We start from the raw sequence: 24,868 nt of genomic DNA on the forward strand, positions 1-24,868 counted from the left end.
TCGTGGCCATCCTCGTCCTGGGCCGAGATCACCACCCGCCTCGACGGCCCGGCGGTCGACCTGCGCCTGCGCGGCCGGGAAGCCGACTTCGTGGTCACCGACACGTCCCCGCCGGCGCCTGCCGTGGCCGCCCCCGACGAGGGCGGCGACCAGGCCCGGCTCACCCTGCGCATGCCGGAGTCCCTCAAGGCAAGGGCCGAGCAGGCCGCCGCCGCCGAGGGCATCTCCGTCAACGCCTGGCTGGTCCGCGCCGTGGCCACCGCGGCCGCCGGCCGGCCCCCGGCCGCCGGCAAGTCCGGCCGGCGCCTCACCGGTTTCGCCCAAGCCTGACTTCCTGTCCGAGGAGCGCTGCCATGCCCGAGTTCACCCGGTCCGAGCCCGTCACCCTCTCGCTGCACATGCACCGTGGCCACGCCGAGGTGCGTGCCGAGGAAACCAGCACGATGACCGTCACCGTGACCGCCGAGGACGGCAGCGACGCCACGGGCCGCGTCCACATCGAGCTCGACGGCGACGTGCTGATCGTCCACGCCCCCGACCGCGGCGGCCCCGGCTGGCGGCGTGGCCCGCGGGTCGACGTCCTGGTGCGCGTGCCGGCCGGCAGCGCCGTGGCGGCCAAGTCGTCCTCCGCCGACGTGCTCCTGCGCGGCTGCTACGCCGCCGTCCGCGTCGACGCCTCCTCCGCGAACATCGGCCTGGAAGAGGCCACCGGCGACGTGCATCTGACGACGTCGAGCGGGAACCTTGACGTCGGCCGGGTGGGCGGTTCGCTCGGCGCCGGGTCGGGCTCCGGCAAGGTGCACATCGGTGACGTCACCGGTGACGTCATCGCCCGCTCGTCCAGCGGTAATGTGACCGTCGGAAGCGCTGCCACGTCGATCCGCGCCGGGTCGTCGTCCGGCGACATCGAGATCGGTGCCCTGCGCGCGGGCCGCGCCCACCTCAGGACCTCCTCGGGCAACGTCACCGTAGGCGTGGTCGCGGGCACGTCCGTCTGGCTCGACCTCACCACGTCCTCCGGCCGCACCAGCAGCGACCTTCCGATGACCGACGCCCCGGCCGGCGGCGCCGCGACCCTCGAGCTGCGCGCCACCTCCGCCAGCGGCGACATCTCCGTCCACCGCGCCGCAGCCCTGCCGGCCGCCGCGTGACACTTGTCGCCCGTCGCCCGTCGCCCGTCGCGTGCGCCTGCGGCCCGACGCGTCTTGCCCGTGATATGACCAGCCCGACGCGTCTTGCCTGTGATGTGAGCAGGCCGACGCGTCTTGCCCGTGATGTGAGCAGGCCGACGCGCGACCCGCGGGCTCTTGCTGCCCGAGCCGCGTCCTCCCCGATGCTCTGACTCGCGTGGCTGCCCGGTGCTCTGACCCGCGTGCTGCCCGTTGCCTGACCAAGTGGGCCGCAGCCCGGCTCGCTTGCTGGGCGTCGTCAGGCCGTTGTCGGTCGTTGCCTGGTCTGCGTCTTGGGCGTCGTTTGGTCTACGTGCTGGGCGTTGCCTGGGCTGCGTGCTGGGCGTCTTCTGGGGCGTGTGCTGGCCGTCGTCTCGTCGTGCGGGCTCAGGAACCGGGGCGGACCAGACCGGTTTCGTAGGCGAGGACGACCGCCTGCACCCGGTCCCGCAAGCGCAGTTTGGTCAGCACGTGCCCGACATGCGTCTTCACGGTGGTCTCGCTGACGGTGAGGGCGCGGGCGATCTCGGCGTTCGAGTGGCCCTTGGCGACGTGGACCAGCACCTCGCGCTCCCGCTCGGTGAGCGCGTCGAGCGCCGGGGCGGCCGGCCCGTCCTCGGTCGCCGGCAGCAGCTCGGCCACCCGGCTGAGCAGGCGCCCCAGCAGCAGCGGCGCGACCACGGCACCGCCGGCGGCCACCGTGCGCACGGCCGAGACGAGTTCGCCCGGCGGCACGTCCTTGCCCAGGTAGCCGGCCGCCCCCGCAGCCACGGCGCCCAGCACGTGCTCGTCGCCGTCGTGGGTGGTCAGGATGAGGACCCGCACCGGCAGGCCGGAGCGCACGATGCTCCGGGTGGCTGTGAGCCCGTCGAGCCGGGGCAGCCGCACGTCCATCACGACGACGTCGGGCAGCAACCGACGGGCGAGGTCGACGGCCTCCATCCCGTCGCCGGCCTCGCCGACGACGGTCAGGCCCTCCACCCCCGCGAGCGCGCTCCGCAACCCGGACCGCAGCATCGGCTGGTCGTCGGCGAGCAGCACTCGGACGGTCCGGGCCACTCCGCTCCCCGCCGCCACCCGCACCCCGTCACCCGCAGTCACCCGCCGCCTCCCCATGCGCCGCTCCGGGCGCTCACCCTATGCGATCGCGCCGCGGTCCACTGCCGCCCGACCGACGGGTCACGCGCCGGCACGCCCGAACGCCCGCCACGCCCCGTGAGACGTGCCCGCGTGGCGGCGGCCCCGCGGGGGAGGGGCGAGCGCAATGGCGTAGGTCCCAACCGGCGAGGGGAGCCGGCGAGTCAAGACCGGTGGAGCAGGGCCGCCTTCACCGGGGCCGCCACCGCCGCGTTCGCCTTTGTCATCGCCGCCCTGACCGCGATCCGGGCCCGTGACGCCGGCCGGCGAGTCTGCCTGCTCGCACCGGAGGGCCCCCATAGGCCGGGCACGCGCCTTCCGCGGGTGTCACACGCCGGCGGGGCGGCGGCTGGGCGGCAGGTCGTCCTCGTGCGGGGTGCGGGCGATCGGCAGGGCCGGGCCGGCTTGCGGGGAGGCGCCGTCCGGAGCGGGACCGGCCGGAACGATGGCGAGCCGGGCCGTGGTGGCCGGCTCGGGGTAGGGCGGGGGCGTCCCGCCGAACTCGGGGCAGAACGCCTGGTGGCTGCACCAGCCGCAGAGCCGGCTCGGCTTGGGGCGGAAGTCGCGCTGCTCCTTGGCCTGCTCGATCGCGCGGGACAGGGCCAGCAGGGTGCGCTCGAAGCGCTCCAGCTCCTCGGCGTCCGGGCTGTAGTCGAGGGCCTCGGCATCCTTGAGGTAGAGCAGCCGCAGGACGCGGGGCACCACGCCGCGGGTGCGCCAGAGGACGAGGGCGTAGAACTTCAGCTGGAACAGGGCGCGGCCCTCGAAGGCCTCCCGCGGGGCGCCGCCGGTCTTGTAGTCGACCACGCGCAGGTCACCGGCCGGCGAGACGTCGAGGCGGTCGATGTAGCCCCGGATCAGCAGCTCGTCGTCGACCAGCGTGGAGATCAGACTCTCCCGCTCGGCCGGCTCCAGCCTGTTCGGGTCCTCGACCGCGAAGTAACCCGCCAGCAGGTCGCCGGCGTCCTTCAGGAACCGCTCCAGCCGCGCGGCCTCGTCCTCCGCGGGCATCTCCGGCATCCCCGGCAGCACCCCGCCCGGGTCGCCGCCGGCCCGCCCGGCGAGATCGGCAACCCCTGCGTCGGCAAGCCCCGCGCCGGCAAGCCCTGCGCCGGCAACCCCTGCGTCGGCAACCCCCGCGCCGACAGCCGCCGGACCGGAGGCCGCCGAGCGGGAAGCCGTGGAATCGGCACTCGCGTGGCCGGCATCGGGGCCGGGAGTCGTGGGCCCGGGGACCGGGGCGGACGCGAGGGGCCCGTCCTGCAGCGGGACCGGCACCACGGCGGGGTCGTCGAACAGGGCCGACAGCTCCGGCTCCTGGGCGAGCAACCGCTCCCACTCCGGGCGCACGAGGGCCACGGCGGCGTCGGGGGTGCGGGCGCCGGCGGGCAGGTCGAACAGGCGCTCGAGGACGGCGTGGACCAGGGTGCCCCGGACCTGGTCGCGGGTGGGCTGCTCGGGGAGGCGGTCGATCGTGCGGAAGCGGAACAGCAGCGGGCAGGTCTTGAAGTCGGCCGCGCGCGACGGCGACAGCGACGGCCCCTTCGTCGCGGGCAGCGGCGACCCGGTCGAGGACGGCACCACGGGCTCGCCCTCCGGCGCGGGGGAGGCGGTGACCGGCACCGCAGCACCCTCGGCCCGGGCGGAGAGACCGGACGGCGGCGCGGAGACAACGGCCGGCACCGCGGGGTCGTCGGCCGCCGAGACGGACTCCCCGCCCGGAAGAGCCGAGGCGGACTCCCCGTCCGGAAGAGCCGAGGCCGACTCCCCGCCCGGAAGAGCCGAGGCCGACTCCCCGCCCGGAAGAGCGGAATACGCAGCCGTGGCGGCGTCCCCAGCGGGCGGAGTGGGATGCGCAGGCATCGCAGCATCCCCCGACGGCGGGGCGGCATCCTCCCGCGGCGCGGAATCCCCGGGCGGCGCGGACGGGACAGACGAGGAAGCGCCGCCGGCCGAGGCGGACGAGACACCGCCGGACGAAAGGGAGGTAACCGCTTCTGTCGTCATGCGGCTAAGGCTAGGGGAGGGGTACGACATCTCCGCCCGCGAGGCGCCGCCCGTAGCATCGATCCCGTGGACGACGACGCGCAGCGCAGGCCCGGCCGGCGGCAGGTGGGGCGGGTGCTGGGCGTCCCGGTCTACGTCAGCCCGTCCATGATTCTGCTCGCGGCGCTGGTCACGGTGGTCTACGGCGGCTACGCGGAGGCTCAGCTGCTGCTGGCCGCCCCGTGGTCGTACCTGGTGGGGCTGGGGTTTGTGGTCTGCCTGCTGGGGTCGGTGCTGCTGCACGAGCTGGGCCACGCGCTGACCGCCCGGCGCTACGCGATCGGTGTGCGGGGCATCACCCTCGAGCTGCTCGGCGGGTGGACGGAGATGGACCGCGACGCGCCTAACCCGCGGGTCGACGCGCTGGTGTCGCTCGCCGGGCCGGCCGTGTCGCTGGTGCTGGGCGTGGCGGCGACCGTGGCCGCGATCCTGCTGCCGGACCGCACGGTGGCCGATCAGATCGCCTTCCAGCTCGCGGCGAGCAACGTGATCGTGGCGATCTTCAACGTGCTGCCGGGGCTGCCGCTGGACGGCGGGCGGGCGCTGCGGGCGGGCCTGTGGGCGCTGCTCAAGGACCGCAACCGGGCGACCGAGGGGGCCGCGTGGGCCGGGCGCGGCATCGCGGCGGCGACGGCGCTGGCCACGATCACGCTCTACCAGCTGCAGATCCTGACCCTGCTGGGGCTGCTGTTCGTGCTGCTCGTGGCGTTCACCCTCTGGCAGGGTGCGGGGCAGTCGATCCGGCTCGCGCGGATGACCCGGCGCTTCCCGCTGGTGGACCTGGCGGCGCTGGCCCGGCCCCTGGTCTCCGTACCCTCCGGAACGCCGCTGGCGGAGGCACAGCGCCGCGCCGACGCGTCCCCGCTGGAGCGCAAGGCCCTGGCCGTGACCGACTCGTCCGGGCGGGTGGTGGCGCTGGTGGATCCCGCGGAGTCGGCGCGGGTGCCGGCCGCGCGGCGGCCGTGGGTGTCGGTCGACACCGTCGCGGCGGACCTCGCCCGGGTGCCGGCGTTGCGCACGGGACTGACCGGCGAGCAGGTGGTCCGGGCCGTGCAGGCCCACCCGGGTGCACAGTACGCCGTGACGGCAGGCGAGGATGTCGTCGGCGTGCTGTACGTCGCGGATCTGGCCGAGGTGCTCGAACCGCGCCGCGCCGCACGCCGTGTGCCCGCCCGGTGACCGAGAGAGATGATCAGTGACTGTTCAGGACAACACCGTCGCAGACGAGACCGTGCCCGCCCACCGCGGGCCGTTCCGGCCGGGCGACCGGGTGCAGCTCACGGATCCGAAGAACCGCATGCACACGATCGTCCTGGAGCCGGGCAAGGAGTTCCACACCCACCGCGGCGCCCTCGCCCACGACGCCCTGATCGGCCTGCCCGACGGCAGCGTCGTCGTGTCCACCGGCGGCACGCCCTACCTCGCGCTGCGCCCGCTGCTGTCCGACTACGTACTGTCGATGCCGCGCGGCGCCCAGGTCATCTATCCGAAGGACGCGGCGCAGATCGTCGCCATGGGTGACGTCTTCCCCGGCGCGCGGGTGCTCGAGGCCGGCGCCGGCTCCGGCGCGCTGACCTGCTCGCTGCTGCGCGCGGTGGGTTCCTCCGGCGAGGTCCACTCGTACGAGCTGCGCGAGGACTTCGCCGCGGTCGCGCGCAAGAACGTCGAGGCGTTCTTCGGCGGCCCGCACCCCGCCTGGCACCTGCACCACGGCGACGTCGCCCAGGCGCGCGAGACCGGTTTCGACCGGATCATCCTCGACATGCTGACCCCGTGGGAGGCGCTCGACATGGTCGAGAAGGCGCTCGTGCCCGGCGGCGTCTTCATCGGGTACGTGGCCACGACGCCCCAGCTGTCGGAGCTGGTCGAGGCGCTGCGCGAGCGGGGCGGCTGGACCGAGCCGCGGGCGTGGGAGTCGCTGATCCGCGACTGGCACGCCGAGGGCCTCGCCGTACGCCCGGATCACCGCATGATCGCCCACACCGCCTTCCTGGTGTCGGCCCGCAAGCTCGCGCCCGGGGTCACCGCCCCGCCGCGGCGCCGTAAGCCGAGCAAGGGCGCCGAGGCGTACGCCCTGAAGCGTGCCGCCCAGGCCGCCCTCGCCGCCGCGGCGCAGGAACCGCAGGAGGACGCCGGTGACGCCGCCGCCGTCACGACCGCCGAGCGGGCAGCGGCACGGCGGGCCGAGCTGGAAGCCGACGCCGGGGCGTGACGCTCCGCGGGGCATCGGGTAGTTTCCGTCCCGGACTTCGGACGTGCTGGGGAGGGATCAGGTGGGCGCGATGAGTTCTCCGCCGTTCGGGGGCAGCAACGAGATGCCGGCGGTCTTCCCGGACTGGTCGCCCTACGAGGACCTGGACTCGGCCGCCCGCGCCTATCTGCGCGACCCCGAGGTGGCCCTGGACGCCCTCTTCGGCGTGCTGCGCGGCGCCTCCGTGCTCACCTTCACCCTGGAGCGCTTCGTCAACGAGGTCAACGGCGTGTGGCAGGAGGTCGTCATCTGCGACGGCAGCCGCCTGGTGCTGTGGCACGGCGAGGACGTGGCACCCGGGGACGGGCCGGTCGGGTCGATGACCTCCTCGCTGCGCGTGGTGCCGCTGTCGACCGTCACCGAGGTGGGCTGCCGGCGGCGGCTCACCCGCACCTCCAGCGGGCAGGCGAGGGTCGACAGCATCGACGTCTACCTGCTGCTCAGCTCGGTCGACGACGCCGTCCCGCCGCCGGGTGTGGCGGAGGAGGAGGGCCGGGCGGCCGTACGCCACGACGCCCTGCGCTTCGGTAAGACGCTTGACGATGGCGGGCCTGGCCAGATCGCGCGGCTCGAGGAATTCTCCCGCGTGGTCGCGTCACTGGTGGGCCGCCCGACTTTGTGACATGTGCCACTGATCAATTCCGGACGCGGTGCCTCAGCCCGCCGCGTCCGGCCCGGCGATCTCCACGTCGTCGCCGCTGCGCACGACGTGGATGCAGTCGCCCGGGCACTCCTTCGCCGAGTCGATCACCTCGAGCCGCAGCCCGGCCGGCACCACCGCCCGCGCGCCGGGGCTTTGCAGCAGCTCACCGGCGGTGCCCTTGACGTAGGCCAGTCCGTCGATGTCGAACTCGAAGACCTCCGGCGCGTACTGCACGCACAGCCCGTCCCCGGTGCACAGGTCCTGGTCGACCCAGACCTGCAACCGCTCGTCACCGGCTTCTACCGTCACGGACGCCTCCCGCAAATAGCCCGTTCCGACCGTACCCGACCCCCCTGACAACCCCATGGACGCGAGTGCCTCGATCGATCAAGCTTGCGTGACGAGGGTGTTGCATGGGTCGAAATCCGGCTTTCAGCGGTTAGTGTTAGCGGTAGAACGTTCGAGCCCCCGGGGAGGTGGGACGTGGCACGTAGCGACGAGGCGGATTCACGCGCCGCACGTTGGGAGAAAGAGGCCAACGATCTCTCCAGCCAGGTTGCGTTCCTGCAGGAGGAACTCGCTCTGGTTCGGCGGAAGTTGACCGAAAGCCCCCGACACGTCCGTCAGCTCGAGGAACGGCTCGCGGCAACGCAGGCGCAGCTGGCCCGAGTGACCGAGAACAACGACCGGCTCGTGGCGACCCTGAAGGAAGCCCGGGCTCAGATCGTCACTCTCAAGGAAGAGATTGACCGGCTCGCCCAGCCGCCCAGCGGCTACGGCGTCTTCCTGGCCGCCCACGAGGACGGCACCGTCGATGTCTTCACCGGCGGCCGCAAGCTCCGCGTCGCGGTCTCCCCGTCCCTCGAGGTCGAGGAGCTCAAGCGCGGGCAGGAGGTCCTCCTCAACGACGCCCTCAACGTCGTCGACGCGTTCGGCTTCGAGCGCACCGGCGAGGTCGTGCTCCTCAAGGAGGTGCTCGACAACCCGGGCGGCGGCCCCAAGGACCGCGCGCTGGTGGTGTCCCACTCCGACGAGGAGCGGATCGTCCACCTGGCCGAATCGCTGCAGATCGCCAAGCTGCGCGCGGGCGACTCGCTGATGATCGAGCCGCGCTCGGCCTATGCCTACGAGCGCATCCCGAAGAGCGAGGTCGAGGAGCTCGTCCTCGAGGAGGTCCCCGACGTCGACTACACCGACATCGGCGGCCTGCACTCGCAGATCGAGCAGATCCGCGACGCCGTGGAGCTGCCCTTCCTGCACGCCGACCTCTTCCGGGAGCACCAGCTGCGCCCGCCGAAGGGCATCCTGCTCTACGGCCCGCCCGGCTGCGGCAAGACGCTGATCGCCAAGGCGGTCGCCAACTCGCTGGCGAAGAAGATCGCCGAGCGGCGCGGCGAGGAGAAGCACACCAGCTTCTTCCTCAACATCAAGGGCCCCGAGCTGCTCAACAAGTACGTGGGCGAGACCGAGCGGCACATCCGCCTGGTCTTCCAGCGGGCGCGCGAGAAGGCCGGCGAGGGCACGCCGGTGATCGTGTTCTTCGACGAGATGGACTCGATCTTCCGCACCCGTGGCTCCGGCGTCTCCTCCGACGTGGAGAACACGATCGTCCCCCAGCTCCTCAGCGAGATCGACGGCGTCGAGGGCCTGGAGAACGTCATCGTCATCGGCGCCTCCAACCGGGAAGACATGATCGACCCGGCGATCCTGCGCCCCGGCCGCCTCGACGTGAAGATCAAGATCGAGCGCCCGGACGCCGAGGCGGCGAAGGACATCTTCGCGAAGTACATCCTCAGCGGCCTGCCGCTGAGCGAGGAGGACCTGGCCGAGCACGGCGGCGACGCCGACGTGACGGTCGCGGCCATGATCGAGGCCGTGGTCCTGCGGATGTACACGGAGTCCGAGGAGAACCGCTTCCTCGAGGTCACCTACGCCAACGGTGACAAGGAGGTCCTCTACTTCAAGGACTTCAACTCCGGCGCGATGATCCAGAACATCGTCGACCGCGGCAAGAAGATGGCCATCAAGGAGTTCCTCACCTCCGGCAAGAAGGGGCTGCGCCTGCAGCACCTGCTCGACAGCTGCGTCGACGAGTTCCGCGAGAACGAGGACCTGCCCAACACCACCAACCCCGACGACTGGGCCCGCATCTCCGGCAAGAAGGGCGAGCGGATCGTCTACATCCGCACGCTCGTCTCCGGCGGCAAGGGCGCCGAGGCCGGCCGCTCCATCGAGACGGCCAGCAACACCGGTCAGTACCTGTAACGCACGCTGAGGCGCGGGCGTAGGGACCTCCCTACGCCCGCGCTTTCTCATCCGGAGATCTACTCAGCGTGCTGTGCCACGCACGCGCGAGTACGAGTACGAGGCAGGAAGCGTCTAGGCTCGATACATGGGCAACGGCAGCACAGTGGCGGGCGGAGTGGTCGCATGAGCGTTCGGCGGATTATGGGCACCGAGGTCGAGTACGGAATCTCCGTGCCCGGACAGCCCGGCGCCAACCCGATGGTCACCTCGTCCCAGGTCGTCAACGCGTACGGTGCGCGGCCGGAGCTCACCCGCGGCGGACGCGCCCGGTGGGACTACGAGGAGGAGTCGCCGCTGCGCGACGCGCGCGGGTTCACGTACTCCGGTGCGGCCTACGACCCGGCGGACGCGCTCGCCGACGAGGACCTCGGCCTGGCGAACGTGATACTGACCAACGGCGCCCGGCTCTACGTCGACCACGCGCACCCCGAGTACAGCACCCCCGAGTGCACCAACCCCCTCGACGTCGTCCGCTGGGACAAGGCCGGCGAGCGGGTCATGGCCGAGGCCTCGCGCCGCGCCGCGACGATCCCCGGCACGCACCGCATCCAGCTCTACAAGAACAACACCGACAACAAGGGCGCCTCGTACGGCTCCCACGAGAACTACCTGATGCGCCGCCAGACGCCCTTCGCGGACATCGTGGCGCACCTGACCCCGTTCTTCGTCACCCGCCAGATCTTCACCGGGGTGGGCCGCGTCGGCATCGGCCAGGACGGCTCCGGGGCGGGCTTCCAGATCTCGTCGCGCGCCGACTTCTTCGAGGTCGAGGTCGGCCTCGAGACCACCCTCAAGCGGCCCATCATCAACACCCGCGACGAGCCGCACTCCGACGCCGACAAGTACCGGCGCCTGCACGTGATCATCGGCGACGCCAACCTGTCCGAGATCGCGTCCTACCTCAAGATGGGCACCACCTCGCTGATCCTCGCCATGATCGAGGAGAAGGTCTTCACCGGCGAGCTCGGCATCGCCGACCCGGTCTCCGAGCTCAAGGCGGTCAGCCACGACCCCACGCTCAAGCACCTCATGCGCCTGCGCGACGGCCGCCGGCTCACCGCCCTCGACCTGCAGTGGGCCTACTACGAGCGGGCCAGGGAGTTCTGCGACGAGCGCTACGGCGCCGACGTCGACGACCAGACCGCCGACGTGCTCAGCCGCTGGGAGAGCGTCCTCACCCGGCTCGGCGACGACCCCATGAGCTGCTCCGACGAGCTCGACTGGGTCGCCAAGCTGCGCCTGCTCGAGGGCTACCGCGAGCGCGAGAGCCTCGCCTGGTCCTCGCCGAAGCTCCAGCTGGTCGACCTGCAGTACTCCGACGTCCGGCCGGAGAAGGGCCTCTACCACCGCCTGGTGGCCCGCGGCTCGATGAAGACGCTCCTCGACGACGAGGACGTGCGGCGCGCGATGGTGGAGCCGCCCGAGGACACCCGGGCGTACTTCCGCGGCCAGTGTCTCGCCCGGTACGCGTCCGAAGTGGTCGCCGCCAGCTGGGACTCGGTCATCTTCGACGTCGGGCGCGAGTCGCTGGTGCGAGTCCCGATGATGGAGCCCGAGCGGGGCACCCGCAAGCACGTGGGCGCGCTGTTCGACAAGTGCGACACCGCGAAGGACCTGCTCGAGGTCATCACGGCCAAGTGAGCTGCCGCCGGCGGGGCGTGGTCCCGCCGGCGGCGCGGTCGTCCGATGCTCCGCCGAGGTGCGGCCCCGGCGGCGTGTGCTCCGCCGAGGTGCGGCCCCGGCGGCGTGTGCTCCGCCGAGGTGCGGCCCCGGCGGCGTGGAGAGGTGCGGGGCGATGCGGCCCCCTGAGGCGGTGGTGCGCGCCGGGGCGGTGTGGCTCCGGCGGCGGAAACGGCTCAGCTGAGCGAGAAACACGCGCAGCGGCAGCGGTTTTCGTCGTACCGGCGAGGTAGGTTTTTCCCAACCCGAACCAGTGGGTCTTGAAGGGGGACAGGGATGGCAACCCGAGACACCGGCGGTCAGTCGCAGTCCGGCAAGGGCAAGCGCGACGAGGAGATCGAGGACGTCACCACCGAGGCCAACCCGGAGGTCGCCGAGCGCAAGGCGGAGATCGACGAGGACGTCGACGATCTGCTCGACGAAATCGACTCGGTCCTCGAAGAGAACGCCGAAGAGTTTGTCAGAGGCTATGTGCAAAAAGGCGGAGAATAGGCATATGTCCGTTTTGAGGGCCGGACATGAAGCAAAGAGTTCCTGACAGAGACGGCGAGCGCTGCTGCCTCGATTGCGGTCGATGGAAGGCGCTAGACCAGTTCTGTGTGAGCAGCAAGCGTCCGGATGGTCGGGGCAGCTACTGCAAAGAATGCTTCAACGTCCGTTCCAAAGCGAGCTATGCCAAGAAAGTCAAGGAGAGGCACGGCCGTGAGGTCGTGCCGCCGCGCGTCGTTCCGGATGGCCACCGCTATTGCCCGGACTGCGAGTCGGTCAAGCCCTTGACTGACTTTCCGCGCAATCGAAGCGGCCGAGGTGGTCACGGCCGCTACTGCAAGCCTTGTCACAATGTCCGCGGTGTGGAGGGCAAGAAGCGTCTCTACGGCGGCACGCGGGAGTACCACCTGCGGCACCGCTATGGGATCGGGCAGGCGGAGTTCGACGCGCTGCTGGCCGAGCAGGGTGGCGTCTGCGCGATCTGTGGCGCGGCCGACCCCGAACATGTCGATCACGACCATCGCACTGGCTATGTTCGCGGGATATTGTGCTTCAACTGCAACGGCGGGCTGGGGCAGTTCCGGGACAACCCGGCTTACCTGGCCCAGGCGATCACGTACCTGAAAGGAACCACGTGGCAGCGGGTTTTGATCCATCCGGGCGTCTACCGGATCTCTTCACCAACGCGGGGACGTCTTCCTTCACGCAGTTCCTGACGCAGGCGGCTCCGGAGCTTCTGCCCGGGCGCCGGCCGCTGCCGCCGGGGATGTCGGCCGACATCGCGCCGCACGGCACGACGATCGTGGCGATCGCGACCGCCGAGGGCGTGGTCATGGCGGGCGACCGGCGGGCCACCATGGGCAACCTCATCGCCAGCCGGGACATCGAGAAGGTGCACCCCGCCGACGCCTATTCGCTGATCGGCATCGCCGGGACGGCGGGCATCGGGATCGAGCTGATGCGGCTGTTCCAGGTGGAGCTGGAGCACTACGAGAAGATCGAGCTGGCCATGCTGTCGCTGGACGGCAAGGCGAACCGCCTCGCGTCGATGGTGCGGGGCAATCTGGGTGCCGCGATGCAGGGCCTGGCGGTCATCCCGCTCTTCGCCGGGTACGACCTGGCGCCGGCCGATCCGGCGCGGCCGGGCCGGATCTTCAGCTTCGACGTGGCGGGCGGGCTCTACGAGGAGACCGGCTACGAGGCGATCGGGTCGGGGTCGTTGTTCGCCAAGGCGGCGCTGAAGAAGAAGTACCGGGCCGGGGTGAGCACGGCGGACGCGATCCGGCTGGCGGTCGAGGCGCTGTACGACGCGGCCGACGACGACACGGCGACCGGTGGGCCCGACGTGACCCGCAAGATCTACCCGGTGGTGATGACGGCGACGGCCGAGGGGACGCAGCGGCTCAGCGAGGCCGAGGTCACCGCGGTGGCCGAGTCCGTGGTCGCGGGCCGGATGGAGAACCCGGGCGGCTGACCGCCCGGACCGCAGACAACCTCCCGATTCCCGGTCATCGCGTTAGGAGCACCCACCCGTGGCCATGCAGTTCTACGCCTCGCCCGAGCAGGTCCAGCGGGACCGCTCGGAGTACGCCCGCAAGGGCATCGCGCGCGGCCGTTCCGCCGTCGTCCTCACCTACGAGGGCGGCATCCTGCTGGTCGCCGAGAACGTCACGACGCTACGCAAGATCAGCGAGCTGTACGACCGGATCGGCTTCGCGGCAGTCGGCCGCTACAACGAGTTCGAGAGCCTGCGCCGGGCCGGCGTGCGGATGGCCGACCTGAACGGCCTGTCGTACGACCGGCGTGACGTGACGGGCCGCGCGCTCGCGAACGCCTACACCCAGACGCTCGGTGCGATCTTCTCGGAGACGCAGAAGCCGTACGAGGTGGAGATCTGCGTCGCGCAGGTCGGCAGCTCGCCGGAGACCGACGAGCTCTACCGCATCACGTACGACGGGTCCGTCATGGACGAGCCCGGCTTCATGGCCATGGGCGGCTCGGCGGAGGCCATCTCGGCCGTCCTCAAGGAGAGCCACGACACGACGGCCGACCTGACCACGGCGCTGGCGCTGGCGGTCAAGGGCCTGGGCAGCGTGGGCGGCGACAACGGCGCCCAGCGCGAGCTCGGGGCGGCGCAGCTCGAGGCGGCCGTGCTGGACCGCACCCGCAAGGGCCGCGCGTTCCGGCGGATCACCGGCGCCGCGCTCGAGGCGCTGCTCGGCGGGGGCAAGGACAAGCCGGCCGAGGGTGGCACGGACGCGTCCCCGCCGCCGGCCGCGGACGAGAAGCCCACCGTGTCGGCCGCGTCGGTGGACCTCGAGGGCAAGGGCGAGGACACCGGCGACAAGTCCTGACGACCGCGGCTCCGGACCCGCACGCCGTGTCAGGCGTGCGGGCGGAGTCGCGTCGTGGCGATCTTGATCTTCATCGGCGGCCGCAAGATTCTCACCCGCTGTACGTGTCTCCCCACGCTTTCTGAGGCTAATGTTTCGCTATGGAACGGCGAATTTTCGGCCTAGAAACCGAGTACGGCGTCACGTGCACCTACCGGGGCCAGCGGCGGCTCTCCCCGGACGAGGTGGCCCGCTACCTGTTCCGCCGAGTGGTGTCCTGGGGACGCAGCAGCAACGTGTTCCTCCGCAACGGAGCCCGCCTCTACCTGGACGTCGGTTCGCACCCTGAGTATGCGACCCCCGAATGCGACTCCGTCACCGACCTCGTCGCCCACGACCGGGCGGGCGAGCGGATCCTCGAGGGCCTGCTCGTCGACGCCGAGAAGCGGCTGCACGACGAGGGCATCGCCGGGGAGATCTACCTCTTCAAGAACAACACCGACTCGGCCGGCAACTCCTACGGCTGCCACGAGAACTACCTCGTGTCGCGGCACGGCGAGTTCGGCCGGCTCGCCGACGTCCTCATCCCGTTCCTGGTCACGCGGCAGCTGATCGCGGGCGCCGGCAAGGTGCTGCAGACGCCGCGCGGGGCCGTCTTCTGCCTCTCGCAGCGTGCCGAGCACATCTGGGAGGGCGTCTCCAGCGCCACGACCCGGTCGCGCCCGATCATCAACACGCGGGACGAGCCGCACGCGGACGCCGAGCGCTACCGGCGGCTGCACGTCATCGTCGGCGACTCCAACATGAACGAGGTCACGACCCTGCTGAAGGTCGGCAGCGCGGACATCGTGCTGCGGATGATCGAGGCGGGCGTGGTCATGCGCGACCTCACCCTGGAGAACCCGATCCGGGCGATCCGCGAGGTCAGCCACGACACCACCGGGCGCCGCAAGATCCGGCTGGCGAACAACAAGGAGATCAGCGCCCTCGAGATCCAGCAGGAGTACCTGGCTAAGGCCACCGAGTTCGTCGAGCGCCGCGGCGGCGACCAGACCGCCAAGCGGGTCGTCGAGCTGTGGGGCCGGGTGCTCAACGCGATCGAGAGCGGCGACCTCGACCCGGTGGCGCAGGAGATCGACTGGGTGTCGAAGCTCAAGCTGATCGAGCGCTACCAGACCAAGCACGAGATCCCGATGTCGCACCCGCGCATCGCCCAGCTCGACCTGGCGTACCACGACGTGCGCCGGGGCCGCGGCCTCTACGCGCTGATGGAGAAGCGCAAGCAGGTCGACCGGGTCGCCAACGATCTGCAGATCTTCGAGGCCAAGGAGACCCCGCCGCAGACCACGCGGGCGCGGCTGCGCGGCGAGTTCATCCGGCACGCGCAGGAGAAGCGGCGGGACTTCACCGTCGACTGGGTGCACCTCAAGCTCAACGACCAGGCGCAGCGCACCGTGCTGTGCAAGGACCCCTTCCGGGCGTACGACGAAAGGGTGGAACGCCTGATCGCGAGCATGTAGGGCACGTGCCGCGGGTCCGGGCCGGGCGGCTAGGCTGAGCGGGTTATGAGTTCAGCGCCGCACCAGCCCGACCCGCGGGACCAGCCGCCCGAGCGGACGTTCGAGGACGTCCTCAACGCCCGGCTGCACCGGCGCCGGGAGCGGGCCGTGCAGCAGATCCAGCGCAACCGCAAGGGCGGCCACCGGATCCCCACGTGGGTGCTGGCCACGATCCTGGGTCTGCTGCTGCTCGGCTGGCTGTATCTGATCTTCTTCGGCTGAGTGAGGGGCTGCGCGTCGGTGACGCGAGCCACGAGTGGGGAGCGGGATGCTGGACCCGGCACTCGACGCCTATCTGCTGGCGCACTCCACGCCCGCCGACCCGATCCTGAGCCGGCTCGCCGCGGAGACCCGCACCGCGTTCGGCGACCGCGCCGGCATGCAGATCTCCGCCGACGAGGGCGCCCTGCTCACGATGCTGGTCCAGCTGATCGGGGCGACGAACGCGGTCGAGGTCGGGACGTTCACCGGCTACTCGTCGATCTGCATCGCGCGGGGGCTCGCGCCCGGCGGCCGGCTGCTGTGCTGCGACGTGTCGGAGACGTTCACCGGCCTGGCCCGGCAGTTCTGGCGGGAGGCCGGCGTCGAGGACCGCATCGAGCTGCGGCTCGCCCCGGCCCTCGAGACCCTGCGGGCGCTGCCGGACGATCCGGCCATCGACTTCGCGTTCGTGGACGCGGACAAGACCGGCTATCCGGACTACTACGCGGAGCTGGTGCCCCGGCTGCGCCCCGGCGGCCTGCTGGTCCTCGACAACGTCCTGCGCGGCGGCGAGGTCGTCGTCCCGCACCCGGTCAGCGCCTCGGTCGTCGCCATGCGCCACCTCAACGACCTGGTGGTCGCCGACGACCGCGTCGACACGGTGATGCTGCCGGTCCGCGACGGCGTGACCCTGGCCCGCAAGCGCTGATCGAACGCCTGCTCGCGCGAGTCCGACCGGTGGTGCGAGCCCGCTTGGTCGTGCGAGTCCGACCGGTGGCGTGAGCCCGCTTGGTGCGAGTCGGACCGGTGGTGCGAGCCCGCTTGGTCGCGCGAGTCCGACCGGTCGCGCGAGTCCGACCGGTCGCGTGAGTTCCCTTGGTCGTGCGAGTCCGACCGGTTGCACAGGCACGCGAAGGTATCGAACCCGGTCGGGTTGTGGTCAGGCGTCGAGGAGGGCGACCGCGTGGCGGCCGGCGACGGCGGCGGTCATGAAGTAGGCGTGGTCCTGGGCGAGGCCGCGGCCCATCGTCGACAGCTTGACCGGGCTCGCGGCCAGTGCCGCGTCGAGGCCGTGCGTCGGGACCTCCACGATGCGGTGCTGGGTGGCGAGCGGCGCCAGGGCGTCGGTGACCTCCTTGGCCAGGCCGGCGGGGAGGTCGGCGGGGACGGGCAGGTCCGCGGGGACGAGCGCCACCTTCCCGTACGCGGTCAGGCTGTGATGCGACACGCCGCGGTGCCGGGGCCGGGCGTCGCCGTCGGAGATGCGCAGGGAACCGATCGGGCGGCCGCCGAGGGTGACCGTGGCGTTGACGGCCTCGCCGAGGGCCACGCCGGAGAAGCCCCACGGGGTGCCCGTGCCCAGGTTGCCGGGGCCCTGGGTGACGATGGTGACGTCGGCGTGCAGGACGTGGCGGGCGGCGAGCAGGGCCGTGTGCACGGTCGAGGCCTCGAGGTCGCCGCCGAAGGCCTGGCCGGCCGTGATCGTGCCCGCCAGGACGTCCCGCAGGCCGGACAGCGTCATGGAGAACCAGGCGGGGAGGGCGCCGCCGTCGGTCATGACGTAGGCGACGCGGGCGCCGGGGCGGTCGGCGAGGATGCCGGCCAGGATCGCGGGCAGGGCGGAGTGCAGGTCGGCCAGGACGACCGGCATGCCGTCGACGCCGTCGGCCGAGCGAAGCACGTCATGGTGCGGCGACGCCTCCTCGTCGACGCCGAGGAGGATGGGCTGCAGCGGGGTGTAGCGGGCCTTGACGAGGTGCCCGGCGTCGCGGGTCTCGCCGCCGGGCGGGTCCGGGGGCAGGCGGTCGGGGAGGGCGACCACGAGGGCGTAGCCGCCGGTGCCCAGGCCCATGATCAGGGCGCCGACGTTGAGCAGGACGCGGTCGCCGGCGACGGGGGTGCCGGTCAGCGCCGGGTAGGCGAGCGCCTTGAGCGGGCCGTCGGCGGTCGTGACCTCCAGCTCGATCGCGCCGCGCCACTCTCGCCGTACCCGGGAAACCGTTCCTGACCGCCAGCGCACCATGGCGGGGACCCTATATGTCGAGGCCGCCGTTCTCGTGGTTGCGTCCCGCCCGTCCGCGCGTCGGGTCGAGGAAGACGTAGCGGATCTGCGGGTAGCGGCTGCGCAGGCGGCGCTCGGCCTCGTCGGAGGCGTGCTCGATCTCGGCGCCGCTGATGTCGTCGTGGAAGTCGACCTTGGCGGCGACCAGGATGTCGCCGGGGCCGAGCTGCATGGTCAGCAGCGTGGGCACCGCGGTGACCACGGACATGGACGCGAGGTCCTGGGCGATGTTGTTGTGCATGGCGCGCGGCACCGCCCGGCCGACCAGCAGCGAGACGTTGCTGCGGGCCAGGATGAACGCGACGACCAGCAGGAGCAGGCCGATCAGCACCGAGGCGACGCCGTCCCAGACCTCGTCGCCGGTCAGCTGGACGCCGAGGATGCCGAGCGCGGCCAGGATCAGGCCGATCAGGGCGGCGGAGTCCTCGAAGTAGACGGCCTTGACCGTGGTGTCGGAGGTCAGCCGCAGGAAGCGGGAGGGGGAGATGCCCCAGCGCCGGGACTCGCCGGCGACCTGGCGCTTGGCGCGCAGGAACGAGGTGCCCTCGGCGACGAACGACACCGCCAGGACGAGGTACGACCAGAGGAAGTCGCCGCTGTGGTCACCGGCCATGATCGTCGTCACGCCGTGGTAGATCGAGAAGCCCGCACCGCCGATGAACGTGAACAGGGCGGCGATGAAGGCCCAGACGTAGCCCTCCTTGCCGTACCCGAACGGATGACGCTCGTCGGCGGGCTTGGAGCTGCGGCGCAGCGCCACGAAGAGGAACACCTCGGTGACCGTGTCGGCCAGCGAGTGCGCCGCCTCGGACAGCATCGACGCGGATCCGGAGATCAGGCCGGCGACGAGCTTCGCCGCGGCGATGGCGAGGTTGGCCAGGCCGGCGACGACGACCGTGCCGACGCTCTCGTTCTCGCCCTCGGGGGAGGACTCGGCGGGGGCGGGGAGCGGCTCGGCACCGGCCAGGCCGACTGCGGGTTCTTCGACGGAGGAGGACACGTCCAGGGGTCTTCCCGCTGTTGGTTACAGATAACCGCAACGCGGAGTGCGCGTCGCGCCACATTCCCGGGCAGCCTGCTAGCGTTGCACCTCGTGTCGCGCACCCGTACCGAGCGGCTGGTCAACCTGGTCATCTGCCTCCTCTCCACGCGACGGTTCCTGACCGCCGCGCAGATCGCCGCGACCGTGCCCGGTTACGAGCACGATCCCGAGGACCCCAAGGACCACGACGCGTTCCAGCGCAAGTTCGAGCGCGACAAGGCGGAGCTGCGCGAGCTGGGCGTCCCCCTCGAGACCGGCCTGGCCAGCGCCTTCGACACCGAGCACGGCTACCGGATCGCCCACCGGGAGTACGCGCTGCCCGACATCCCGCTCGAGCCGGACGAGGCCGCCGCCGTGGGCATCGCCGCCCGGCTGTGGCAGCACGCGGGCCTGGCCGCCGCGGCGTCGAGCGGGCTGGCCAAGCTGCGGGCCGCCGGCATCGAGGTGGATCCGCAGGCCACGCTGGGCGTCGAGCCGGTGGTGACGGTCGACCCCGCGTTCGGGCCGCTGACCGCCGCGGCGCGGGCCCGGCGCAACGTCACGTTCTCCTACCGGGTGCCGGAGCGCGACGAGCCGGCCGTACGCAAACTGCAGCCCTGGGGTGTCGTCTGCTGGCAGGGCCGCTGGTACGTGGTCGGGCACGACCGGGACCGCGAGGCGACCCGCTGCTTCCGGCTGTCCCGGATCGTCGGCGCGGTGCGGGCCACCGGGCCGGAGGGCGCGTTCACGCCGCCCGAGAGCCCCGACCTGATCAGCCACGTCGCGCGCTACAGCGGGCCGATCGAGCGCAACAGGCGCGCCACGGTGACCGTCGCGCCGGGCCGGGCGGCGGGACTGCGCCGGATGGCGGCGGAGTGCGTGGCCGGTCCGGACGGCGACCGGCTGACCATCGCGTACTCGGACGTGGACTGGCTGGCCGCGCGCCTGGTCGGCTATGGCGCCGACGTGCGCGCCGACGGCCCGCCCGAGCTGCGCGAGGCCGTCATCCAGCAGCTCAAGGAGGTCGTCACCCGCTACGAGGAGCCGGCGGGGGTGTCCTCGTGAGCGCCCCGCAGCAGCGCCAGCGCGGCGGCGGCACGTCGGGCGACCGGCTCGGGCGCCTGCTCAACCTGGTGCCCTATCTGCTCGCCCGGCCGGGCATCGAGGTGGCCGAGGCGGCGGCGGACTTCCGGATCACCGAGCGGCAGCTGCGCGAGGACCTGGAGCTGCTCTGGGTCTGCGGGCTGCCCGGCTACGGCCCCGGCGACCTGATCGACATGGCGCTCGACGGCGACCGGGTGACCATCACGTACGACGCGGGCATCGACCGGCCCCTGCGGCTCAACCCGGACGAGGCGCTCGCCCTGGTCGTGGCGCTGCGGATGCTCGCCGAGACGCCGGGCATCGGGTCGCGCGACGCCATCGAGCGCGCCCTCGCCAAGATCGAGACGGCGGCCGGGGACCTCGCCGACGCGCCCGTGGCGGTGCGGCTGCCGGCCGGCACCGAGCGGCTGGACGCGATCCGGGGCATCGTCGAGCGGCGGCACGCGCTGCGGATGACCTATTACACGGCGGCGCGCGACGAGACCACCGACCGGGTGGTGGACCCGATGCGGGTGCTCATGGTCGGCAACCGGGCGTACCTGGAGGCGTGGTGCCGGCGGGTGGAGGCCGTGCGCCTGTTCCGCCTGGACCGCATCGACGCCTGGACCGAGCTCGACGAGCCCGCCGCGCCGCCCGCCCGGGCCGTGCCGCACGACGTGAGCGACGGGGTCTTCCGCCCGGACGCCAAGCTGCCGCTGGTCACCGCGCGGGTGGGCCGGGGCAGCCGGTGGATCACCGAGTACTACCCGTGCGAGGAGGTGCAGCGCGACGGCGACGAGTGGCTCGTGTCCATGCGGGTGACCGACCTGGGCTGGGCGCAGCGGCTGCTGCTCGGGCTCGGGCCCGACGTCACCGTGCTCGGGCCGCCGGAGCTGATCGACCGGATCCGCGGACAGGCCGCCGCCGCGCTGGATCGCTACGCGGCTCCGTAGAGTGTCGGCATGGTCATGTGGATCGTGATTGCGGTGGTAGTGCTGGGGCTCGTGATCCTCGGCATCGCGGGCATGTCTGTCGTGCGGCGGCTGCCGAACCTCGACCGGGCGATGCGCAAGCTGATGCGCCGCCAGGAGGAGGCGCTGCGGCTGCAGGCCGACGCCGAGCAGCTCCAGGAGACGATCCTGGCCGTCCAGCGGCAGGCCGAGGTCGCCCAGGAGCAGGTCGCGGTCATCAAGGCCGGGCACGGCGAAGGTGGTTCTGACCGACTGCACCGAACGGCACTCAGCGATGCTTCCGGTCGGCATCGCGCGTGAGGGCCGGGAGGGCAGAACGGCTGTTGAACAGCAAGCACTCTTTACAGAGCGCGCCCGCGCCGTGGTAGCGTGCGGCCTTCCGGGACGGTTGTCCGGAAATCCGTTCGTACTACCGCCAAACAAACGGGTGCGGGAGGGGTCACTCCCAGGAACCACACGTACGATGGACCCCGCATCGTCCCGCCCCTGATCCAACCGAGTGGAGTCACCCCATGGGCGCTCTCAAGCCATGGCACATCGCCATCTTCGTCGTCGTGCTCGTGCTGCTGTTCGGCGCGAAGCGGCTGCCCGACGCGGCCCGTTCCCTCGGCCGCTCGCTGCGGATCATCAAGGCCGAGACCAAGGGCCTGGTCGACGACAACAACGACGCGGAGAAGGCCGAGGCCCAGCACGGTTACCAGCCGCTGCAGGGCGAGGTCCAGCAGGGCTATGCCCCGCCGCCGCCCGGCTACCAGCAGCCGCCCGCCGGTTACCAGCAGCCGCCCGCGGGCTATCAGCAGCCGCCCGCCGGCTACCAGGCGCCCCCGGCCGGCTACCAGGCGCCGCAGGGCCAGCCCTACCAGCCGCCGCAGCCCCCGGCCCAGGAGTATGTGAACCCGGTCCAGCAGACCAAGGACCGCTGATCTCCCGTGGCCGTCTCCCTGCGCCGCCGCCAGGGGCCGAGCAAGTTCGAACAGGCCGCCGACGGCTCGATGACGCTCCTGGACCACGTCCGGGAGCTGCGTAACCGGCTGTTCATCGCGGCCCTGGGCATCGTCGGCGGTCTGATCGTCGGCTTCATCGTCTCGGGCTGGGTGTTCAACCTGCTCAAGGCGCCGTACTGCGCGCTCGACAGCTCGTGGGTGGTCAACGCCGACAACCAGCGGGTCTGCAACTTCGTCGTCCTCGGCGTGGTCGACCCGCTGATCGTCAAGCTGAAGATCGCGCTCTGGATCGGCCTGATCATCGGCGCCCCCGTCTGGCTCTACCAGCTGTGGGCCTTCATCGCGCCCGGCCTGCACCGGCACGAGCGCAAGTGGGCCTACGTCTTCGTGAGCATCGCCGCGCCGCTGTTCGCGGGCGGCACCGTGCTGGCCTACTTCGTCATCAAGCACAGCCTGGCGTTCATCCAGACGCAGGGCATCCTGGGCGTGACGACCCAGCTCGAGGTCCAGTCGTACGTCGCCTTCGTCACGAACATGATGCTGATCTTCGGCGTCGCGTTCGAGTTCCCGCTGGTCCTGCTCATGCTCAACTTCACCGGCGTGGTCAGCGGCAAGAAGCTGCTCGGCTGGTGGCGGATCATGGTGTTCATCTCGTTCGCGTTCGCCGCGATCGCCACGCCCGACCCGGGCCCGTTCGGCATGACGCTGCTCGCCGCCTGCATGATCCTGCTCTACCTGATCGCGGTCGGCGTGGCGCTGATCTACGACAAGCGCAAGGGCCGCGGCAAGGAGATCTACGCGGGCATCGACGACGACGACATCTCGCCCCTCGAGGAGGAGCGGGTGCCCGTCGGCGTCTCCGACCGCATCGACGGTCCCACCCCGGTGGAGGCCCCCGAGCCGGTCGCGCAGCCGCTGCCGATCGAGCGTCGCTTCGACGACATGACCTGAGCGGCCCGCCCGTGCACGACGCGATCGCGGTGCTGGCCAACCCCCGGGCGGGGCGCGGCCGGCACCGCGGTCTGCTTCCGGCCGTCGTGGACCGGCTGGGCGGCGCCGGCCCGGTCCGCATCCTGACCGCCGGCAGCGGCGCCGAGGCCGAGGCGGCGTGCAAGCGGGCGGTCCGCGAGGGCGTGACGGCGCTCGTGGCGGTCGGCGGGGACGGGACCGTGCACCGGGCCCTGCAGGCCGTCGCCGGCACGGGCACGCTGTTCGGCGTGGTGCCGGCGGGCACCGGGAACGACTTCGCGGCCGCCGCGGGGGTGCGCGACCTCGGCCAGGTGGCGGCCGCTTTGCGGGACAAAAGGAGCGTCTCGCTCGATCTCGCCCGGATCACCACGGCGACGGGCGAGCAGCGCTGGTTCGGCGCGGTGCTGGCCACCGGCTTCGACGCGATCGTCAACGAGTTCGCCAACCGGATGCGCTTCCCCCGGGGCCCGCGCCGCTACGACGTCGCCGTGGTGCTGGAGCTCGCCCGGCTGCGCCCCCGCCGCTACACGCTGGAGCTGGACGGCGTCGACCACAGCTGCGCCGCCGTGCTCGTCGCGGTCGGCAACGGCCCCCGCTACGGCGCCGGGCTGCGCGTCTGCCCCGCCGCCGACCTCACCGACGGGCTGCTCGACGTGGTCGTCGCCGCGCCGCTCGGGCGGGTCGCGCTCCTGCGCATCAAGCCGCGCCTGCGCCGCGGCACCCACGTGACCGATCCCCGGGTCCGCGTGCACCGCGCCCGCGAGGTGCGGATCCAGGCCGCCGACATCATCGCGTACGCCGACGGCGAGCGGATCGGGCCACTTGAGCTGACCGTCCGCTGCGAGCCGGGTGCGGTTCAGTTGCTGCGCTGAGCCAGGTGTCAGCCGGTCCGGGGGCGGGCCGAAGCGACAGGTGCAGCACTCGTCTCGTCGTGGAGGTCGCAGCATGTCGGTCGCTTCGGTCAGCTCCAGCCGCCTGTCCGCCGCCTACCTGGGCGCCACGGACACCGGTGCCCCGAAGGCGCAGGCCGGTGCCGCCGCGGCCGCCCCGGTCCAGGCCGAGCGGTCGGTCGCCGATCACGTGGCGGCGCAGGACGCGCACGAGCCGATCCGCAGCGCTTCCACCACGCAGGGCACGCTCGTGGACACGTACCTCTGAGGTCAGCCGGAGCAGCCGGCGAGCGCGAGCGAGGCACTCAGGCCGTTGGGTCGGCCGGGCTCCGCCGCCGGGAGGACGAGCGCCGCGCAGCCGGCCTGGACCGCCCCCGCGTCGGCCGGGGTGTCGCCCACCATGAGCGTGCGCTCGGGATCGACCCCCAGCATGCCGCAGGCGCGCAGGAAGATCGCCGGATCGGGCTTGGTGCGCCCCACCTCGTAGGAGAGCGCCCACGCGTCGATCAGGCCGTCGAGACCCCACGCGGCGAAGAGCGGCCGGATGTCGAAGCCGACGTTGCTGACCACCCCCACCTTGATGCCCGCCTCGTGCAGGGTGCGCAGGGTCGGCCCGGTGTCGGGGTAGGGCAGCCAGCCGTCCGGCGCGAGCAGGCGGTCGTAGAGCGCGTCGGCCAGCCCCTCCACGTCGGTGCTCACGGTCGCGGCGAGGCCCGTGTAGGCCGCGCGGTGGCTGTGCTCGTAGAGATCGCGGTCGGCCCAGTGCTCGGCGAGGTGGATCGGGACCCGGCGGGGCAGCGGGCCGCCGGCGCGCCCGGCGGTGACCAGCCGGTCGGCGAGGATGGTCGCCTTGCCCCGGTCGATCGTGCTGCCGCAGGCCGCCGCCGCCGCGGTCACCCAGGTCACGGCGTCCTCGACCTGGGCGAGCGTGCCGTGGAAGTCGAAGAGCACGGCGTCGACCTGGCGACGCGGGGCGGCTGAGGTCGATTCGGCGGCATCCGGCACGCCGTGCACCATACCGACCGCCCGCGACCGCGCTGTCGGCAACCGCCCGGCCAGCCATGATCGTCGCTGTGGTGCGAGGATCTTCGTTCTGTCACACCCACGCATTAG

At 72.1% G+C, this 24,868-nt stretch carries 27 protein-coding genes; 21 read left to right on the forward strand and 6 right to left on the reverse strand.

What is annotated here, in order from left to right:
- Together RBH18_RS06845 and RBH18_RS06850 are read left to right on the forward strand one after the other, a co-directional pair.
- On the forward strand, positions 1-330 hold a 330-nt coding region (locus RBH18_RS06845), incomplete at its 5' end, for a toxin-antitoxin system HicB family antitoxin (RefSeq protein ID WP_306205099.1).
- 23 nt (positions 331-353) lie between these two features.
- Positions 354-1,151 carry a DUF4097 family beta strand repeat-containing protein gene (locus RBH18_RS06850; protein WP_306205100.1) on the forward strand — a complete coding sequence of 266 codons (798 nt, stop codon included), beginning with the start codon at positions 354-356 and terminating at the stop codon, positions 1,149-1,151.
- Positions 1,152-1,556: 405 nt separating this feature from the next.
- Here the strand turns inward: RBH18_RS06850 and RBH18_RS06855 are convergent, their stop codons facing one another.
- Positions 1,557-2,270, reverse strand: coding sequence for a response regulator (locus RBH18_RS06855; RefSeq protein WP_306205101.1), 714 nt, complete (start codon positions 2,268-2,270; stop codon positions 1,557-1,559).
- A gap of 363 nt (positions 2,271-2,633) precedes the next feature.
- On the reverse strand, positions 2,634-3,887 hold the full coding sequence (locus RBH18_RS06860) for a RecB family exonuclease (protein WP_372338880.1): 1,254 nt from the start codon (positions 3,885-3,887) through the stop codon (positions 2,634-2,636).
- A 573-nt stretch (positions 3,888-4,460) separates the two neighbouring features.
- Here RBH18_RS06860 and RBH18_RS06865 point away from each other — a divergent pair.
- The 3 genes from RBH18_RS06865 (at position 4,461) to RBH18_RS06875 (ending at position 7,225) form a co-directional block, all read left to right on the forward strand.
- The gene (locus tag RBH18_RS06865) at positions 4,461-5,531 is read left to right on the forward strand and encodes a site-2 protease family protein (RefSeq protein ID WP_306205181.1); all 1,071 of its coding nucleotides are present in this window, start codon (positions 4,461-4,463) and stop codon (positions 5,529-5,531) included.
- Between the two features lie 16 nt (positions 5,532-5,547).
- Positions 5,548-6,564, forward strand: coding sequence for a tRNA (adenine-N1)-methyltransferase (locus RBH18_RS06870; protein WP_306205102.1), 1,017 nt, complete (start codon positions 5,548-5,550; stop codon positions 6,562-6,564).
- Between the two features lie 70 nt (positions 6,565-6,634).
- On the forward strand, positions 6,635-7,225 hold the full coding sequence (locus RBH18_RS06875) for a hypothetical protein (protein WP_305789016.1): 591 nt from the start codon (positions 6,635-6,637) through the stop codon (positions 7,223-7,225).
- 33 nt (positions 7,226-7,258) lie between these two features.
- On the opposite strand, the gene RBH18_RS06880 is transcribed toward RBH18_RS06875, so the two are convergent.
- On the reverse strand, positions 7,259-7,555 hold the full coding sequence (locus tag RBH18_RS06880; RefSeq protein WP_306205103.1) for a ferredoxin: 297 nt from the start codon (positions 7,553-7,555) through the stop codon (positions 7,259-7,261).
- A gap of 174 nt (positions 7,556-7,729) precedes the next feature.
- Here RBH18_RS06880 and arc point away from each other — a divergent pair, with 174 nt between their 5' ends.
- The 9 genes from arc to RBH18_RS06925 all read left to right on the forward strand — a co-directional run bounded on the left by arc (position 7,730) and on the right by RBH18_RS06925 (position 16,524).
- Positions 7,730-9,511 carry a proteasome ATPase gene (arc, locus tag RBH18_RS06885; protein WP_306205104.1) on the forward strand — a complete coding sequence of 594 codons (1,782 nt, stop codon included), beginning with the start codon at positions 7,730-7,732 and terminating at the stop codon, positions 9,509-9,511.
- Positions 9,512-9,676: 165 nt separating this feature from the next.
- Positions 9,677-11,194, forward strand: a complete 1,518-nt coding sequence (gene dop / locus RBH18_RS06890) for a depupylase/deamidase Dop (RefSeq protein ID WP_372338877.1) — start codon at positions 9,677-9,679, stop codon at positions 11,192-11,194.
- Between the two features lie 315 nt (positions 11,195-11,509).
- Positions 11,510-11,725, forward strand: coding sequence for a ubiquitin-like protein Pup (locus RBH18_RS06895; RefSeq protein WP_306205105.1), 216 nt, complete (start codon positions 11,510-11,512; stop codon positions 11,723-11,725).
- 107 nt (positions 11,726-11,832) lie between these two features.
- Complete coding sequence (locus tag RBH18_RS06900) at positions 11,833-12,438, forward strand: endonuclease VII domain-containing protein (RefSeq protein ID WP_306205106.1); 606 nt, start codon at positions 11,833-11,835, stop codon at positions 12,436-12,438.
- Entirely contained in the window at positions 12,357-13,196 is an 840-nt protein-coding gene (gene prcB, locus RBH18_RS06905) for a proteasome subunit beta (RefSeq protein WP_306205107.1), read from the forward strand. The genes RBH18_RS06900 and prcB overlap by 82 nt, the downstream gene beginning before the upstream one ends.
- Before the next feature lie 58 nt (positions 13,197-13,254).
- Entirely contained in the window at positions 13,255-14,076 is an 822-nt protein-coding gene (prcA, locus tag RBH18_RS06910) for a proteasome subunit alpha (protein WP_306205108.1), read from the forward strand.
- Positions 14,077-14,216: 140 nt separating this feature from the next.
- Positions 14,217-15,575 carry a Pup--protein ligase gene (pafA, locus tag RBH18_RS06915; RefSeq protein ID WP_306205109.1) on the forward strand — a complete coding sequence of 453 codons (1,359 nt, stop codon included), beginning with the start codon at positions 14,217-14,219 and terminating at the stop codon, positions 15,573-15,575.
- A gap of 45 nt (positions 15,576-15,620) precedes the next feature.
- On the forward strand, positions 15,621-15,836 hold the full coding sequence (locus RBH18_RS06920; RefSeq protein WP_306205110.1) for a hypothetical protein: 216 nt from the start codon (positions 15,621-15,623) through the stop codon (positions 15,834-15,836).
- 46 nt (positions 15,837-15,882) lie between these two features.
- Entirely contained in the window at positions 15,883-16,524 is a 642-nt protein-coding gene (locus tag RBH18_RS06925; RefSeq protein ID WP_306205111.1) for an O-methyltransferase, read from the forward strand.
- Positions 16,525-16,755: 231 nt separating this feature from the next.
- Here the strand turns inward: RBH18_RS06925 and RBH18_RS06930 are convergent, their stop codons facing one another.
- The gene (locus RBH18_RS06930; RefSeq protein ID WP_306205112.1) at positions 16,756-17,838 is read right to left on the reverse strand and encodes a DUF3866 family protein; all 1,083 of its coding nucleotides are present in this window, start codon (positions 17,836-17,838) and stop codon (positions 16,756-16,758) included.
- A 10-nt stretch (positions 17,839-17,848) separates the two neighbouring features.
- The gene (locus tag RBH18_RS06935) at positions 17,849-18,877 is read right to left on the reverse strand and encodes a cation diffusion facilitator family transporter (RefSeq protein WP_372338878.1); all 1,029 of its coding nucleotides are present in this window, start codon (positions 18,875-18,877) and stop codon (positions 17,849-17,851) included.
- 93 nt (positions 18,878-18,970) lie between these two features.
- Here RBH18_RS06935 and RBH18_RS06940 point away from each other — a divergent pair, with 93 nt between their 5' ends.
- From RBH18_RS06940 to RBH18_RS06970, 7 genes are all read left to right on the forward strand, one after another.
- Positions 18,971-19,963 carry a helix-turn-helix transcriptional regulator gene (locus RBH18_RS06940; RefSeq protein ID WP_306205113.1) on the forward strand — a complete coding sequence of 331 codons (993 nt, stop codon included), beginning with the start codon at positions 18,971-18,973 and terminating at the stop codon, positions 19,961-19,963.
- Positions 19,960-20,934 (forward strand): helix-turn-helix transcriptional regulator, encoded by a 975-nt coding sequence (locus RBH18_RS06945; protein ID WP_306205114.1) that lies wholly within the window; start codon positions 19,960-19,962, stop codon positions 20,932-20,934. The genes RBH18_RS06940 and RBH18_RS06945 overlap by 4 nt, the downstream gene beginning before the upstream one ends.
- Before the next feature lie 9 nt (positions 20,935-20,943).
- Positions 20,944-21,252 carry a hypothetical protein gene (locus RBH18_RS06950; protein WP_306205115.1) on the forward strand — a complete coding sequence of 103 codons (309 nt, stop codon included), beginning with the start codon at positions 20,944-20,946 and terminating at the stop codon, positions 21,250-21,252.
- A 212-nt stretch (positions 21,253-21,464) separates the two neighbouring features.
- The gene (tatA, locus tag RBH18_RS44075; protein WP_372338879.1) at positions 21,465-21,875 is read left to right on the forward strand and encodes a Sec-independent protein translocase subunit TatA; all 411 of its coding nucleotides are present in this window, start codon (positions 21,465-21,467) and stop codon (positions 21,873-21,875) included.
- A 6-nt stretch (positions 21,876-21,881) separates the two neighbouring features.
- Positions 21,882-22,847 (forward strand): twin-arginine translocase subunit TatC, encoded by a 966-nt coding sequence (gene tatC / locus RBH18_RS06960; RefSeq protein WP_306205116.1) that lies wholly within the window; start codon positions 21,882-21,884, stop codon positions 22,845-22,847.
- A gap of 11 nt (positions 22,848-22,858) precedes the next feature.
- The gene (locus tag RBH18_RS06965) at positions 22,859-23,737 is read left to right on the forward strand and encodes a diacylglycerol/lipid kinase family protein (protein ID WP_306205117.1); all 879 of its coding nucleotides are present in this window, start codon (positions 22,859-22,861) and stop codon (positions 23,735-23,737) included.
- Between the two features lie 73 nt (positions 23,738-23,810).
- Entirely contained in the window at positions 23,811-24,023 is a 213-nt protein-coding gene (locus RBH18_RS06970; protein WP_306205118.1) for a hypothetical protein, read from the forward strand.
- A 2-nt stretch (positions 24,024-24,025) separates the two neighbouring features.
- Here the strand turns inward: RBH18_RS06970 and RBH18_RS06975 are convergent, their stop codons facing one another.
- Positions 24,026-24,772 carry an HAD family hydrolase gene (locus tag RBH18_RS06975; protein WP_306205119.1) on the reverse strand — a complete coding sequence of 249 codons (747 nt, stop codon included), beginning with the start codon at positions 24,770-24,772 and terminating at the stop codon, positions 24,026-24,028.
- Positions 24,773-24,868: the final 96 nt, after the last annotated feature.

Source organism: Actinoplanes oryzae (assembly GCF_030757795.1).
Taxonomy (GTDB): domain Bacteria; phylum Actinomycetota; class Actinomycetes; order Mycobacteriales; family Micromonosporaceae; genus Actinoplanes.

Coding starts and splice junctions, on each gene's coding strand:
- RBH18_RS06850 (WP_306205100.1), top strand. CDS start 354: ATGCCCGAGTTCACCCGGTCCGAGCCCGTCACCCTCTCGCTGCACATG.
- RBH18_RS06865 (WP_306205181.1), top strand. CDS start 4,461: ATGATTCTGCTCGCGGCGCTGGTCACGGTGGTCTACGGCGGCTACGCG.
- RBH18_RS06875 (WP_305789016.1), top strand. CDS start 6,635: ATGAGTTCTCCGCCGTTCGGGGGCAGCAACGAGATGCCGGCGGTCTTC.
- dop (WP_372338877.1), top strand. CDS start 9,677: ATGAGCGTTCGGCGGATTATGGGCACCGAGGTCGAGTACGGAATCTCC.
- RBH18_RS06895 (WP_306205105.1), top strand. CDS start 11,510: ATGGCAACCCGAGACACCGGCGGTCAGTCGCAGTCCGGCAAGGGCAAG.
- pafA (WP_306205109.1), top strand. CDS start 14,217: ATGGAACGGCGAATTTTCGGCCTAGAAACCGAGTACGGCGTCACGTGC.
- RBH18_RS06920 (WP_306205110.1), top strand. CDS start 15,621: ATGAGTTCAGCGCCGCACCAGCCCGACCCGCGGGACCAGCCGCCCGAG.
- RBH18_RS06925 (WP_306205111.1), top strand. CDS start 15,883: ATGCTGGACCCGGCACTCGACGCCTATCTGCTGGCGCACTCCACGCCC.
- RBH18_RS06930 (WP_306205112.1), bottom strand. CDS start 17,838: ATGGTGCGCTGGCGGTCAGGAACGGTTTCCCGGGTACGGCGAGAGTGG.
- RBH18_RS06950 (WP_306205115.1), top strand. CDS start 20,944: ATGGTCATGTGGATCGTGATTGCGGTGGTAGTGCTGGGGCTCGTGATC.
- tatA (WP_372338879.1), top strand. CDS start 21,465: ATGGGCGCTCTCAAGCCATGGCACATCGCCATCTTCGTCGTCGTGCTC.
- RBH18_RS06970 (WP_306205118.1), top strand. CDS start 23,811: ATGTCGGTCGCTTCGGTCAGCTCCAGCCGCCTGTCCGCCGCCTACCTG.
- RBH18_RS06975 (WP_306205119.1), bottom strand. CDS start 24,772: ATGGTGCACGGCGTGCCGGATGCCGCCGAATCGACCTCAGCCGCCCCG.